At 64.0% G+C, this 15,221-nt stretch carries 11 protein-coding genes and 1 pseudogene; 1 reads left to right on the forward strand and 11 read right to left on the reverse strand.

Annotation, left to right across the window (positions count from 1 at the left end; genetic code table 11):
• Positions 1-241 precede the first annotated feature (241 nt).
• From A6V37_RS39405 to A6V37_RS22595, 11 genes and pseudogenes are all read right to left on the reverse strand, one after another.
• A complete protein-coding gene (locus A6V37_RS39405; protein ID WP_075643537.1) occupies positions 242-1,072 on the reverse strand; it encodes a hypothetical protein in 831 nt (276 codons plus the stop codon).
• 431 nt (positions 1,073-1,503) lie between these two features.
• Positions 1,504-3,645: an ABC transporter ATP-binding protein gene (locus A6V37_RS22555; RefSeq protein ID WP_064268679.1), complete on the reverse strand. Its 2,142-nt coding sequence runs from the start codon at positions 3,643-3,645 to the stop codon at positions 1,504-1,506.
• A complete protein-coding gene (locus A6V37_RS22560) occupies positions 3,642-4,520 on the reverse strand; it encodes an ABC transporter permease (protein WP_064286364.1) in 879 nt (292 codons plus the stop codon). The genes A6V37_RS22555 and A6V37_RS22560 overlap by 4 nt, the downstream gene beginning before the upstream one ends.
• On the reverse strand, positions 4,517-5,527 hold the full coding sequence (locus A6V37_RS22565; RefSeq protein WP_064268677.1) for an ABC transporter permease: 1,011 nt from the start codon (positions 5,525-5,527) through the stop codon (positions 4,517-4,519). Before A6V37_RS22565 ends, A6V37_RS22560 begins: the two co-directional genes overlap by 4 nt.
• 30 nt (positions 5,528-5,557) lie before the next feature.
• Positions 5,558-7,222 (reverse strand): ABC transporter substrate-binding protein, encoded by a 1,665-nt coding sequence (locus A6V37_RS22570; protein WP_064268676.1) that lies wholly within the window; start codon positions 7,220-7,222, stop codon positions 5,558-5,560.
• A 314-nt stretch (positions 7,223-7,536) separates the two neighbouring features.
• Positions 7,537-8,556 (reverse strand): HoxN/HupN/NixA family nickel/cobalt transporter, encoded by a 1,020-nt coding sequence (locus tag A6V37_RS22575; RefSeq protein ID WP_064286365.1) that lies wholly within the window; start codon positions 8,554-8,556, stop codon positions 7,537-7,539.
• A gap of 36 nt (positions 8,557-8,592) precedes the next feature.
• Positions 8,593-9,108, reverse strand: a complete 516-nt coding sequence (locus A6V37_RS22580; RefSeq protein ID WP_064268674.1) for a cupin domain-containing protein — start codon at positions 9,106-9,108, stop codon at positions 8,593-8,595.
• A gap of 177 nt (positions 9,109-9,285) precedes the next feature.
• A complete protein-coding gene (gene fusA / locus A6V37_RS22585) occupies positions 9,286-11,391 on the reverse strand; it encodes an elongation factor G (RefSeq protein WP_064286366.1) in 2,106 nt (701 codons plus the stop codon).
• 309 nt (positions 11,392-11,700) lie between these two features.
• Positions 11,701-12,210, reverse strand: a complete 510-nt coding sequence (locus tag A6V37_RS22590) for a DUF192 domain-containing protein (protein ID WP_064268672.1) — start codon at positions 12,208-12,210, stop codon at positions 11,701-11,703.
• Between the two features lie 145 nt (positions 12,211-12,355).
• Positions 12,356-12,559, reverse strand: a complete 204-nt coding sequence (locus tag A6V37_RS39410) for a hypothetical protein (RefSeq protein ID WP_075643538.1) — start codon at positions 12,557-12,559, stop codon at positions 12,356-12,358.
• Between the two features lie 457 nt (positions 12,560-13,016).
• Positions 13,017-13,586 (reverse strand): annotated as a pseudogene (locus A6V37_RS22595) (pseudouridine synthase).
• A gap of 339 nt (positions 13,587-13,925) precedes the next feature.
• Here A6V37_RS22595 and icd point away from each other — a divergent pair.
• Positions 13,926-15,182, forward strand: a complete 1,257-nt coding sequence (gene icd / locus A6V37_RS22600) for an NADP-dependent isocitrate dehydrogenase (RefSeq protein ID WP_064268670.1) — start codon at positions 13,926-13,928, stop codon at positions 15,180-15,182.
• Positions 15,183-15,221 lie beyond the last annotated feature (39 nt).

The raw sequence follows: 15,221 nt of genomic DNA on the forward strand, positions 1-15,221 counted from the left end.
ACGCGCTTGCTAGTGCTGCATGTTGGCGTGTTTGCTGTAGCCGGGTGCGGTCCGAATGTGTTGCATCGCGGTTTGCGGACCCGCTTCCATGGCATGCACTGACGGACCGGCCTCGGGCGGTGACGCTCGACCGGGGGATCGAGACATCACCGCCGATGCCGGCGGACACCGGACGATATGCCGGAAGATGTCGACAGCGGGATAGGGCGCGGGGGCCCCCTATCCGGCAAACGGGCGACTGCTAATGCCCGTTTCCTCCGCCGTTGCCACCACCGTTACCGCCGCTACCCTTGCCTCCGTAGCCGCCGCCGAAGCCTCCGCCAAAGCCTCCGCCGAAACCGCCACCGAAGCCGCCGCCAAACCCACCGCCAAAGCCGCCGCCTTTACCGCCACCAGGGCCGCTTGGGCCGCCGCTGGAACCGCCGCAGCCGCAGCCGCCGCTGCTGCCGCCACCGCTTGAACCGCCACCGCTAGAACCACCACCGCTAGAACCACCGCCGCTCGAACCACCGCCGCTAGAACCGCCACCGCTTGAACCACCGCCGCTTGAGCCACCACCGCTAGAACCACCGCCGCTGGAACCACCACCGCTCGATCCGCCGCCACTGCTTCCACCACTATTGCCCTTGCCGCCCGAGCTACCCGATCCGGCTCCGCCAGCGCCACCAGCAGCGCCACCGGCACTTCCGCCGCTGTTCGACCCGCCGCTGTTGCCAGAACTCGCCGCGGCGTTGTTGCCGCTGCCACCGCCAAGACGCGTGCATCCGTTGAAGCTGGAGCCGTTACAGTCGTGCGGGTGAAAGATTGTGGCCGCGTCGTCGGCAGCAGTCGGCTCGCCGGCCGCCGCGCCCGCGGTCAATCCGTCTTGCGCCGCGCCCTCTTCCTGCGCGATGGGGGCCGCTGCCTGCGCGGCGCTGGCGGGCAGCGGTGCATCGGCGAGCACAACCCACTTGGGGATGACATCCGTCGATGCCGGATACGCGACCTGAGTGGCGAGCGCAATCACGCCTGCAGCGATTGCCGTGCTCCGGCTGATCCCAAAGTAGTACTGATTGAATATTCTGGTCCTCATCGCGTCTCTCCCGAGGGAAAACCGGCACCGCGCTGCCGCCATCTCTCACACTGAATCTGCGACAGTTGGCCTATTCGTCCGTGGGTCACGCCGCCCCCGGTTCGTCGCGCCGATGCCGGTCAATCACTCATTGTTGTCTTCCCGGTTGGGCAGCCGGTGTCTGGCTAAGCGTCTCCTCGCGCTTGCCCGCTTCCTTTCCTTTTGGTGGCGCCATTCATTGCGCCGCGTATGTTTGGCTTCGAAAGTCTGACCAGTTCATAGCGATATCCATGCCACTGGTCGCAAAACCTTGCGGCAACGGGCTTCGAACAGGGAGGGGCGATGCGGATGCTGAAAAAACACCGCAAAACGTTTCGGCGATGAAACGCACGGTCGTTTTGCCGCGTTAAACAGCGCTATTCGTTACACGAGACGCGGTCCCGCGCGGATCCCTACGTGTTCTCCGACCCATCGCCGGAGACATTGGCCGACTCGTCGGGCGAAGCGCTTTGCAGCGCCCGTAATTCGGCGGCCGGGATATGGCAGCGGATTCGATGCGCGGCCGGACGGGCGGTGTCGCCGGCGTCGAGGAAAGGCGGGTCCTGCTGTTCGCAGATGGCGCCGAGCTTGCGCGGGCAGCGCGTGTGGAATACGCAGCCGGACGGCGGCGAGGCAGCGCTCGGCAGATCGCCGGACAGGCGAATGCGGGCCGTGCTCGCGTGTGCGTCGAGCGTCGGTACCGACGACAGCAATGCTTCCGTATAAGGATGATGTGGGCCGCTGAACACCGCGGCGGCCGGTCCGATTTCCAGCAGCCTGCCGAGATATAGCACGGCGATGCGGTCCGACAGATAGCGCACCACATGCAGATCGTGCGAGATGAAAACGTAGCTCACGCCGCGCTCGCGCTGCAGATCGGCGAGCAGGTTGAGAATGGCAGCCTGCACGGAGACGTCGAGCGCGGAGGTCGGCTCGTCGCACACCACGACGCGCGGCTCGCCGGCGAACGCGCGCGCAATCGCCACGCGCTGCTTGAGTCCGCCGGAGAGCTGGCGCGTGCGCGAGCCGAGATAGCGTTCCGGCAAACGCACGGCGGCCGTCAGCGTGGCGAGCCGTTCGTCGATCGCCGGGCCGCGCAGCGCGGTGAGGCGCGACAGCGCGCGGCCAATGAGCCGCTTGACCGAGTGCGAGCGATTGAGCGCGGAGTCCGGATTCTGGAACACGATCTGCAGCGACTTGACCTGCTCGTCGTTGCGTCGCGTGACGCGCGCGGCGAGCGGCGTGCCGTCGAGTTCGAGCACGCTGCCGGCATCCGGCGTGAGCAGGCCGAGCATCAGCTTGGCGAGCGTCGTCTTGCCGCTGCCGGATTCGCCGACGAGGCCGAGCGTCTCGCCGCTGGCGAGGTCGATCGAGACGTTGTCGACGGCACGCAGCGGTCCGCCGGACACATGAAAGGTCTTCGAGAGTTTCTCCGCGCGCAGCACGCGCGTTGCGGGCTTGCCGTCGACTGGCGTATCGCCACGTTTGGGCAAGGCTTCCGCACTCGCGCGCGGCAACTCGATCGCGCGTTCGTGGTAGTGGCAGCGCGACATCTGATCGCCATGCGCGGCACTCACGCGGTAAGGCGGCGGCGCGTCGCGGCGGCACCTGTCGTCGGCGAGGCGGCAGCGCTCCGCGTAGAGGCAGCCCTGCGTGACCGAACCCGGCGAGGGCAGGCTGCCGGCAATCGTATCGAGCCGTTCGGTGTCCTTGCTGCGCCCGGTCGTGGGCAAGCAGCGCAACAGCCCGACGGTGTACGGATGACGCGGCCGCGCGAACACGTCCTGCGTTGCGCCTTCTTCGACCAGCTTGCCCGCGTAAAGCACGCCGACGCGCTCGCACATCCGCCCGATGACCGCGAGATTGTGGCTGATGAAGAGCACGGCTGTACCGAGTTCCTCACGCAGCTGCGCAATGAGGTCGAGCACTTCCGCTTCGACGGTCGCGTCGAGCCCGGTAGTCGGTTCATCGAGAATCAGCAGCGCGGGGTTCGAGGCGAGCGCCATGGCGATCACCACGCGCTGCTGCATGCCGCCCGACAATTGATGCGGATAACTATCCATCACGCGCGCCGGTTCGGCGATGCGTACGCGCCGCAGCATCTCGAGCGTGCGCCGCAGGGCCTCGTCGCGTGCGAGGCCGGTAGCTTCGAATGCTTCGGAGACTTGCCGCGCGATCGTCAGCGACGGATTCAGCGCGCGCCCCGGATCCTGATAGACCATCGAGATTGCATTGGCGCGCATGGCGCGCAGCGCGTCGGCGTTGAGCTTCTGCACGTCCTCGCCGGCGATGATGACCTTGCCCGCCTTCACCTTGCCGTTGCGCGGCAGATAACGCAGCGCGGCCATCGCGACTGTGGACTTGCCGCAACCCGATTCGCCGACGAGGCCGTAGGCTTCGCCGCGCCGCACGCGGAACGAGACGTCCTGCAGCACTTCGCGATCGCGTCCGCGTATCCGGTACGTGACCGTCAGGCCGACGACGGTCAGCGCATCCGTGCGATCGCTCTTCGACATGTCGAAGGCGGGGAACGAGGAGGGCGGCGGGCCGTTCATCGGTCGAGCACGCCTTGTACGCTGTCGGCGATCAGATTCACGCCGACCACGAGCGTGGCGCTCGCGCCCGCCGCGAACACCACGGTCCACCATGCGCCGCCTGCCATCAGCGTGTACGACTCGGACAGCGCGAGCCCCCAGTCGGCCGAAGGCGGCTGAATGCCGAAGCCGAGAAACGATAGCGTGGCGACCGCGAAGATCGCATAGCCGAGCCGCACGGTGGCTTCGACGATGATCGGCGGCAGCACGTTCGGCAGAATCTCGGCGAACATGATGTACGGCGCGCGCTCACCGCGCAGTTGCGCCGCGGCGACGTAGTCGAGATGCCGCTCGGCGAGCACGGCGGCGCGCACGGTGCGGGCGGTGATCGGCGTGAACGTGATGCCGATCACGAGGATCACCGTAAAGTTCGACGCGCCGACGGCGGCCAGCGCGAGCAGCGCAACGATGACGAGCGGCAGCGCGAGCACCGCGTCGATCGCGCGGCCGACCACGTTGTCGACCCAGCCTTCGAAGTAGCCGACGATCAATCCCAGGGCAGTGCCCGCCACCGTGCCGAGCAGGGTGGCGAGGGGCGCGATGGTGAGAATGTCGCGCGCGCCCACGATTACGCGCGAGAACACGTCGCGGCCGAGTTGATCGGTGCCGAACCAGTGCGTGCCGTCGGGCGGCGTCAGCGAGTTGAGCGGATCGGACGCGTAGGGATCGATGCGCACAATCCATTGCCCGGCGATGGCGCACACGATCCACCATGTGACGATCACCACGCCCACCACGAAAGTGGGCGAACGCAGCAGCACGCGCAACTGGTCGAAGCGCGGCTCGCTGGCCGAACGTGAGGTGGGCGGCACGGCTGGCGGCACGATCGTGCTCATTCGGCGCTCCTTACCCGCAGCCGGGGATTGAGCAGCACGTGCAGCGCATCGGCGGCGAGATTGGCGATGGTGTAGACCACGCCGATTGTCAGCACGCCCGCTTCGAGCATCGGAAAGTCCTTGGCCTTGGCGGCGTTGTAGATCAGCGAGCCGATGCCCTGGTAGTGGAACAGTGTCTCGACCACCACCAGCCCGCCGATCATGTAGCCGAGCTGGGTGGCGGCGACCGTGATGGTAGGCAGCAGCGCGTTGCGCAACACGTGCCGCCAGATCACGATGCGGCGTGGCAGGCCTTTGAGAATCGCGGTGCGCGTGTAGTCCGCATCGAGCGCCTCGACGGTGCCGGCGCGCGCCATTCGCGCGATATAGCCGAAGAACACCAGCACCAGCGGCAGTACCGGCAGAATCAGATAACGCAGTTGTTCGAGTGCGCTCGCTTCAGGCGGATACGACGCTTCGATCGGCAGCCAGCGCAGCCACACGCCGAACACCAGAATCAGCACGATCGACGACACGAACTCCGGCACCACGGTGGCCGACAAGCCGGCGATGCTGATGGTTCGATCGAGCCAGCGTCCCGCGTGCATGGCGGACCATACGCCGCCCGCAATGCCGAGCGGCACGACCACAATGAAGGCGAGCATGCCGAGCTTGGCCGAATGCGCGAGCGCGTCGGCGATAAACGGCGCGACCGGTTCGCGATACGCATAGGACAGCCCCATGTCGCCGCGCAGGAAATGCGTAATCCACTCGACGTATTGCGTCATGAGCGGACGGTCCGCGCCGAGCTGATGGTTGAGCGCGGCGACCGCGCGCGCGTCGGCGAGCGGCCCGAGCACCGCGCGGCCGATGTCGCCGGGAAGCAGCTGGCCGCCCGCGAACACGATCACCGACAGCAGCCACAGCGTGATCAGCGACAGGCCGACGCGCGTGGCCAGGAAACGTGCGACGCGGCCCGCGTTGCCCTTCGGAACGAATGTGGCGGAAGGGGGCGCCGTGGTCGACATCGAGCTCTCCTGACGAAGACGCGTGAGTGCTTACGCGCTCAGCACCGCGTGGTCGAAATAGAGTTGCGCGAGCGCGGTGAAGCGCACGCCGTTGACACCCTTGCGCATGGCGATCAGTTGATCGTAGAAGAACGGAATGATGATGGGCGTCTCATCCAGCAGCAGTGTCTGGATTTGTCCGGAGATTTTCTTCTGCGAGGCAAGGTCGACCGCCGCCACGAATTGCGCGACCAGTTGATCGTATTGCGGGTTCTTGAAGTGCGCGGCGTTCCAGGTGCCGGTGCTGGTGAGCGGCGCGTTCAGGAACACGTTCGGCACGCCGCGATGGCCGTAGTCGGTAATGCCGAGCGGCGAGTCCAGCCAATCCGATTTGCCCGGCGTGCCCGCGCCATAGTAAAGCGACTGACTCTCGACCTTCAGATTGATGCGCACGCCGATGGCCTTTGCCGCGTTCTGCACGACCACCGCGAGATCGGGAATCTCCATGTATTTTTCGGTGGTCAGCGTCACGTCGAAGCCGTTCGGCACGCCCGCCTGCGCGAGCAGCTGCTTCGCTTTCGCGATGTCGATCCGGCGTTGCGGCACGCCCGCATCCGAAGACGGAAACAACGGCGCGAACGGGCTGTCGTTGCCGACCTGCGCGCGGCCCTTGAACAGCCCGCGCACCAGCACGTCGCGATCGAGCGACAGCGCCAATGCCTGGCGCACTCGCTTGTCCTTGAACAACGGATCGTCGTTGCGCATGTGAATCTGCCGGTGCGCGCTCGACTTCACGCCCACCGCCTTGTATTCCGGATTGTTCAGAATGCCGGCGCCGCCCTGCACGGTGAAGGTGCCCATCACATCTGCCTGATGGCCTTGCAGTGCCAACATCTGAGCCTGTTCGTCGGCGTAGAACGAGAACTGCACGCGTTGCGGCAGCGCCTTCTCACCCCAGTAATCGGGATTGCGCACGAACGACGCGCCCACCTTCGCCTGATACTTCTCGAGCTTGAACGGCCCCGTGCCGATGAAGCTCTTTTCATAGCCGCCCGCGTAGTTCGCAGGGAGGATCACGGCGTTGTAATTGTCGGAGGAAACGTAGTACGGGAAGTTACCGTTGGGCGCATCCAGATGGAACGCGACCGTGTGATCGTCGACCACCTTCGCGCCGCCTTTGGACAGCACGCCCTTGAGCACCGAGAGCGCCGCGGAACCGCTCGCCGGATCGGCGAGGCGGTCGAATGTGGCGACCACGTCTTTGGCCGTGAACGTCTGGCCGTCGTGGAACTTGACGTTCGGGCGCAGGTTGAAGGTCCACACGTCGCCCTTGTCATTCGGTTTCCACGACAAGGCGAGCGCCGGTTTCAGCATGAGCTTTTCGCCGTCGTCATCGATCAGGAATTCGCCGGTCTGGTTCAGCAGCGCGAGGCTGGCCGCGTCCGTCACGGTGAGCGGATCGACCGCGCCGGCGGGCGTCAGGTGAGCCACGCGGATCGTCTGACCAGACGTGGCGGCAGTGCCTTGCGCTCGCGCCCGCGGCGCATTGAGCACGCCGCCGCCCGCGAGCGACAACCCGATCACGCTGGCATAGCGCAGCAGTTCGCGGCGCGTGATGCGGCCGGCAAGGAATTCGTCGATGGCGTGGTTGCCGTAGGCGTCGGCCGTGCGGCGGGCTGCGTCGAGTGCGAGAAATCGGTCCGCGGGAGTCTTCATCGATGGAGTGTCCAGTCCGTTCTGTTGCCGGTTCTGAAGGGCCGCGCCGGATGCGCGCGACGCGGCGACGGTAGTGCAGTGTCGAATACGACGATGGGATGCGGGTTCAGTGTAAGCGATTGCTCGTGAATCCGGCACGCTTGCGACGGCGCCGGGTGCCTGGTTGGAGGATAAAAGGGCCGGTGTGTCTCGTCACCACAACGTTCTGCGAACTCGCCGCGGGTGCGGTGAGCGCAAGCGCTCCGCCACAACGGACGATTCCGCGCCACAACCGCGCCATGCTGACCGGGCGCGCCGCGCGGAGGCTGTTGAATTTACCGCGCGGCCTCCCCCGGACGCCGCCAGCGATGGAACAGCACCGAGCCGATCCAGCATGCCATGAAGACCGCGACGATGCTGTACCCCAGCATGCCGAAATGTTCGTTCACGCCGGCCACCGCATTCCATACGCCGCCACTCAGCCCGAGCTTGTCCGACAGCAGGCCCAGCGCTTCGATGCCGCCGATGACGATCGCCACCACCGCCGACACGAACGTGATGCTCGCGTTGTAGTAGAGCTTGCGCTTCGGGTCGTCCATGGCCCAGCTATAGGCGTGCACCATCAGCACGTTGTCGGTCGAATCGACTAGCGTCATGCCCGCGGTGAAGAGCGCGGGGAACACGAGGATCGAATAGAGCGGCAGACCTTTGCCGGCTTCGGAGGCGGCGATCGCCAGCAGGCCGATCTCGGTCGCGGTGTCGAAGCCGAGACCAAACAGTACGCCGACGGGATACATGTGCCAGCTTGCCGTGACGAGCCTGAACAGTGGGCGCAATGCGCGCGACAGCAGGCCAGCGGGCGCAATGGCGTCCGGCGCTTCGCGCGGCGACTCGCCGCTGCGCTGCACATGGCGATAGTGGCGCCAGACATCGCGCAGGATCACGAGGTTCACGGCGGCCAGCGCCAGCAGGAAAGTCGCCGAAACGAGCGTGCCGATCGTGCCGCCCATCGCCTTGAAGGTCTCGAAGCGGCCATGCAGCGAGTGCGCGGTCCATGCAATGCCGACCGTCGCCAGAATCACGATGGTCGAGTGCCCCAGCGAAAATGCCAGCCCGATGCCGAGCGGCCGCCTGCCGGTTTGCATCAGCTTGCGCGTGGCGGCGTCGATCGCGGCGATGTGGTCGGCGTCGACCGCATGGCGCAGGCCGAAGCCGTAGGCGAGCAATGCGGTGCCCAGCAGCAGCGGGTAGTGGCGAAACGCGATCAGCGCCCACGCCCATGCACCGACATTGGCGGCGATCAGAACGGCGTAGAGCGTGAGCAGGCGAGGGCGCAGCGAGGCGGTCGGCGTCATGAATCGCGTGGACGGGTGGTCATGGAGCGAATGGCGTTAATGGTCGTGCGGATGCTTATGGATCGGATCGACCCAGAAAACCGTCTCGGGCTGCTCCACCGCGTCGATGTTCAGATTGACCACGACCGCTTCGTTGTCGCTGCGCACCAGCACGCATTCGAGCGGGTCGTCGGTGCTCGCGTTGATCTCCTGATGCGGCACATAAGGCGGCACGAAGATGAAGTCGCCCGGTCCGGCCTCGGCGGTGAATTCCAGATGCTCGCCCCAGCGCATGCGCGCGTGGCCGCGCACCACGTAGATCACGCTTTCCAGTGCGCCGTGATGATGCGCGCCGGTCTTCGCGTTCGGATGGATCGTGACGGTGCCGGCCCAGATTTTCTGAGCGCCGACCCGCGCCGCGTTGATCGCGGCGGCGCGATTCATGCCCGGCGTTTGCGCGGTGTTGCTGTCGAGTTGATCGCCCCGGATGACCTTCACGCCGTGCTCGCGCCAATCGACCGGCGCCGCGGGCTGCTCGTTCTTGTAGTGCGGATGTTCGTGTTCCTGGCTCATGATGCGTCTCCTCGTGGGCGGGAGTCCCGATGCTCGGCGCGGTGCTGTCGGGCATTTTTGCACGTTCAAAAACGTGCGTGTGAAGCAGCTCTGTGTGCAGTGCAGCGGACCAAAAAAAAGCCCGTCCACAGGGGACGGGCTTCGAGTTGCTTGTGTGATCCGCCTGCTGCGCGGTGCTTACTTGTGCTTGGCGTTGATTACCGCTTCGGCAACGTTGTTCGGCGTTTCGGCGTAGTGCTTGAACTCCATCGTGTAGGTCGCGCGGCCCTGGGTGGCCGAGCGCAGCGATGTCGAGTAGCCGAACATTTCCGCGAGCGGCACTTCCGCGCGCACCAGCTTGCCGCCGCCGCCCGCGATGTCTTCCATGCCTTGCACGAGTCCGCGACGGCTCGACAGGTCGCCCATCACGTTGCCCATGAAGTCTTCCGGCGTTTCCACTTCAACCGCCATCATGGGTTCGAGCAGCACCGGCTTGGCCTTGCGCATGGCTTCCTTGAATGCCATGGAGCCGGCCATGCGGAACGCGTTTTCGTTCGAGTCGACGTCGTGGTACGAGCCGAAGGTCAGCGTCACCTTCACGTCGACCACCGGATAGCCTGCCAGTACGCCGGCCTTCAGCGTTTCGACGATGCCCTTGTCGACCGCCGGAATGTATTCGCGCGGAATCACGCCGCCCTTGATCGCGTCGACGAACTCGTAGCCCTTGCCCTGCGCCGCCGGCTCCAGCGTGATCACCGCGTGGCCGTACTGGCCGCGGCCGCCCGACTGCTTGACGAACTTGCCTTCGACCTCTTCGACCTTGTTGCGCACCGTTTCGCGATACGCCACCTGCGGTTTGCCGACCGTGGCCTCGACACCGAACTCGCGCTTCATGCGGTCGACCAGAATTTCCAGGTGCAGCTCGCCCATGCCGGAGATGATCGTCTGGCCGGATTCTTCGTCCGTCTGCACACGGAACGACGGGTCTTCCTGGGCAAGACGGTTCAGCGCGATGCCCATTTTTTCCTGGTCGACCTTGGTCTTCGGCTCGACGGCCTGCGAGATCACCGGCTCCGGGAAGATCATTTTTTCAAGGATGATCACGTTGTTCGGGTCGCACAACGTATCGCCCGTGGTCGCTTCTTTCAGGCCGACGGCCGCGGCGATGTCGCCCGCGTAGACTTCCTTGATTTCCTTGCGCTCGTTGGCGTGCATCTGCAGGATCCGGCCGAGACGCTCCTTCTTTTCCTTGACCGCGTTGTAGACCGTGTCGCCGGAATTCACCACGCCCGAATACACGCGGAAGAAAATCAGCTGGCCGACGAACGGGTCGGTCATGATCTTGAAGGCGAGCGCCGAGAACGGATCGTTGTCGTTCGGATGACGCTCGATCTCGTTGTCGTGCTCGTCGTGACCGGTGATGGCGGGCACGTCGACCGGCGAAGGCAGATAGTCGATCACCGCGTCGAGCATGGCCTGCACGCCTTTGTTCTTGAACGCGCTGCCGCACAGCATCGGCACGATTTCATTGGCGATGGTGCGCGTGCGCAGGCCGTGCTTGATCTCTTCTTCGGTGAGCGCGCCACCGTGCAGGTATTTGTCGAGCAGTTCCTCGTTTGCCTCGGCGGCGGACTCGACCATCTTGTCGTGCCATTCCTTCGCCGTGGCGGCGAGTTCATCCGGAATGTCGCGGTATTCGAACTTGATGCCCTGGTTCTCTTCGTCCCAGAAGATCGCCTTCATCTTGACGAGGTCGACCACGCCCTGGAAGTGCTCCTCGGCGCCGATCGGAATCTGGATCGGTACCGCGACGCCTTTCAGGCGATCGCCGATCTGCCGCTGCACGCGGAAAAAGTCCGCGCCCACGCGGTCCATCTTGTTGACGAACGCAATGCGCGGCACCTTGTACTTGTTCGCCTGACGCCACACGGTTTCCGACTGCGGCTGCACGCCGCCGACCGAGTCGTACACCATGCACGCGCCGTCGAGCACGCGCATGGAGCGCTCCACCTCGATCGTGAAGTCGACGTGGCCCGGAGTGTCGATGATGTTGATCCGGTGTTCGGGATAGTTGCCGGCCATGCCTTTCCAGAAGGCGGTGGTGGCAGCCGACGTGATCGTGATGCCGCGCTCCTGCTCCTGTTCCATCCAGTCCATCGTCGCCGCACCGTCGTGAACCTCGCCGATCTTGTGGGTCACGCCGGTGTAGAACAGGATGCGTTCAGTGGTGGTGGTTTTGCCGGCATCGATGTGAGCGCTGATGCCGATATTCCGGTAGCGCTCGATGGGAGTCTTGCGGGGCACGTGAACCTCCTTGGAATAGCGCGCCTGAAACGCTTGCCGGGCGGCAATCCATGCCGCCCGGGGAGCCTGGTCGCTGTTCGACCAGGATTACTAGGATAGCTCGTCGGCCCGACTTTTGCTGGAATCTTGCCAATCGGCCGCGAGCGGCTGCTGGCAAGGTTTCGAGGGGCGCGACGGCAGGCTTCGATACGGCGCAATACCGCGCTTTGCGGCGCGTCGACGAAAAAAAGCCGGTGCCTCATGACAAGGCACCGGCTTTCCGGAAGCGGTGGGACGAAGCGGCAGCGCTCGCCGCCGTGGCGGCGCGATTTATTGCGCGGCCGGCAAGCCCTGAATCTTCATGCCCGGTTTGATGCCTTTCGACGTGAACCAGCCTTTGCTCATCTCCAACGCGTACACGCCGTTGTTCTTCGGGCAGTGATTGTTGGTGGTCTCGGCCTGCATCTCGTCGATGTCGGTGACCGTGCCGTCGGCGCGCATGAACGCAATCGACAGCGGGATCAGCGTGTTCTTCATCCAGAAGCAATGCACCGCGTTTTCATTGAAAACGAACAGCATGCCTTCGTTCGGTGCGAGGTTCGTGCGATACATGAGACCTTGCTCGCGGTCCGCGTCGTTCGCGGCAACCGCGGCGTCGATCACGAACATGCCGGCGGTTAGCTTGGCGCGCGGGAATTCGCCAGGCTGTTTGGCGCCGGCCGGCATCTGCTGCGCGTGAGCAGCGGTGGCGGCGGTAATCGACACCGCGGACAACGCAGCGAGCGGCAGCACAACGGCAACAGCGAAACGCGCAATCAACGAGCGCAGGGGAAATCGCACGACATGACTCCTTGCTGGAATTTAACCCGCGAATGTTACGCGAGCGCGTCAAAAACAAAAAGGCAGATCGCCTTGCGGTGATCTGCCTTTCAACGCCGTAAGAACGGCAATGAAGCGTGTTCTTGACTGCGTTTTTACAACAAACTTACTCCGAAGCGCCCGAAGCTGCAGCAGCTGCTGCTGCCTTCTTGTGCGACTTCTTGTGAGCGTGCTTCGTGGTCTTCTTTGCCGACGAAGCTGCTGCTGCCGGAGCTGCCGAAGCTGCTGCCGGAGCTGCCGGTGCCGAAGCTTGTGCGAATGCTGCCGTTGCGAAGAGGCCAGCGACCAGAGCGGCGATCAGTTTGTTCATTTTGTAAATCCTCAGCTTTAGTTAATTAACCAAATGACCCGGTTATATGTGGAGTCATGTCGGTAAACGTGCCATCCACCTTTCGGTTGACAGCCGCATCGAACAATTTTTCGACACGTCTGCGTTAGCGCTCAGACTCCCCGCGTTTGCCGCGCGAGCGGCTTGTGCAAAGGCCCTTAAGGCTGAATGCCGGATAGCTTCGGGCGGCATCTGCGTGGAATAACGCCTGAACTCGCGCACCGGTTGACGCAAATTTTCTGGAAAATTTATTTGCCGGCGCACAGATGCCGATGAGGGGCGGCGCAATGGCTGTGCCCGTAATTGTTTCACGCGGTTTTTATAATGGTTTCACGCGCGACTTTGTTTGTTGATACAACGAGTTAGCGCATTAATTCGCAGTATGAAATAGAGGTTCGGCGCAGATTCTAGGCGAGCTGTGCGTGCCCCGCGGGCGTGTTTAGGCCATGCCTTGCCAAGGGGCCTTCGGCGGCAATTCGACGCTTTCGCCCGGCTGCAGCCCGAGCGAAAAAATGTCGAGCGCGCCGATGCCGACGCGCACAAGGCGCAGCGTCGGAAATCCGACTGCCGCGGTCATGCGGCGCACCTGGCGGTTCTTGCCTTCCGTGATCGACAACTCGATCCACGTGGTCGGTATCGCCGCGCGATAGCGAATCGGCGGCGTGCGTGTCCAGAGTGTGTCGGCCGGTTACACATAGTCGGCGCGGCAGGGCTGCGTCACATAGTCGCCGAGGTCGACTCCACGCGCGAGTTTGCCGAGCGCAGCCGCATCGACCGCGCCTTCCACTTGCGCCCAGTAGCGTTTGACAAGCTTGTGACGCGGCTCGGCGATGCGCGCCTGCAGCGCGCCGTCGTCGGTGAGAAGCAGCAGGCCTTCGCTATCGGAATCGAGCCGGCCCGCGGGATAGACGCCAGGCGCCTTGACCCAGTCGGCCAGCGACGCGCGCGTCTCGTGCGGCGAAAACTGGCAGATGGTGCCGAACGGTTTGTTCAGGGCGAGAAGGGTCATGGAGCAATGGATAAAGTCGCGGTGCAGGCCGGGGCGGGCGATGCCGCCGAGGTCCCGGCAAGAGGCCTGGCCGGCAGTCAGATAGTCAAGGGCGGGATAATAAAGCATAATACGCCGCTACGATTCTTATGTCTTATATAAGATATAAGAATCATGCCTTGCTGCTTTGCCTTTTCATGTTGGAAAACCCCGAGCCGCCGCAGCCTCGTTGCGGCGCCCGTGTGGGCTAGAATAGCGGCCAGGCCGCTTGCAGGCGTCCGGCATGGCGCGCGTAGCGAGGAGCGCCCATTTTCGCAGTCTCCCATCAGCTTTCAGCACAGCCTTCACTGGAGTCCGATCATGCCGTATCAGCACATCAAGGTTCCGACGGGCGGTGACAAGATCACTGTCAACGCCGATTTCTCGCTCAACGTTTCCGACCAGCCGATCATTCCGTTCATCGAAGGCGACGGCACGGGCCTCGACATCACCCCGGTCATGATCAAGGTGGTGGATGCCGCAGTAGAAAAAGCGTACGCGGGCAAGAAGAAAATCCACTGGATGGAAATCTACGCCGGCGAGAAGTCGACCAAGGTGTACGGTCCGGACGTGTGGCTGCCGGAAGAGACGCTGCAGGTGCTCAAGGAATACGTCGTGTCGATCAAGGGGCCGCTGACCACGCCGGTGGGTGGCGGTATCCGTTCGCTGAACGTGGCGCTGCGCCAGGAACTCGACCTCTACGTGTGTTTGCGTCCGGTGCAGTACTTCAAGGGCGTGCCCTCACCGGTGCGTGAACCCGAGAAGACCAATATGGTGATCTTCCGCGAGAACTCGGAAGACATCTACGCGGGTATCGAATGGCCGGCCGAATCGGAACAGGCGAAGAAGGTCATCAAATTCCTGCGCGAAGAGATGGGCGTGAAGAAGATCCGCTTCCCGGAATCGTCGGGCATCGGCATCAAGCCGGTGTCGCGGGAGGGAACGGAGCGTCTGGTGCGCAAGGCGATTCAGTACGCGATCGACAACGATCGCCGCTCGGTCACGCTGGTGCACAAGGGCAACATCATGAAGTTCACGGAAGGCGCCTTCCGTGACTACGGCTATGCGCTGGCGCAAAAGGAATTCGCCGCGGAGCTGATCGACGGTGGTCCGTGGATGAAGGTCAAGAACCCGAAAACGGGCAGCGATGTCGTGATCAAGGACGTGATTGCCGACGCGTTCCTGCAGCAGATCCTGTTGCGTCCGGCCGAATACGACGTGATCGCCACGCTGAACCTGAATGGCGACTATGTGTCGGACGCGCTGGCCGCGCAAGTCGGCGGTATCGGTATCGCACCGGGTGCGAACCTGTCGGATTCGGTCGCGATGTTCGAGGCCACGCACGGCACGGCGCCGAAGTATGCGGGCAAGGACTACGTGAATCCGGGGTCTGAGATTCTCTCGGCGGAAATGATGCTGCGCCACATGGGCTGGTTCGAGGCGGCCGACCTGATCATCAAGTCAATGGAAAAGTCGATTCTGCAAAAGCGCGTCACGTACGACTTCGCGCGCCTGATGGAAGGGGCCACGCAGGTCTCGTGCTCCGGTTTCGGCCAGGTGCTGATCGAAAACATGTAAGCGGCGCGCGCCGGGCTGGCCCGGTTAGCATCAACAACC

Source organism: Paraburkholderia ginsengiterrae (assembly GCF_001645125.1).
Lineage (GTDB): Bacteria > Pseudomonadota > Gammaproteobacteria > Burkholderiales > Burkholderiaceae > Paraburkholderia > Paraburkholderia ginsengiterrae.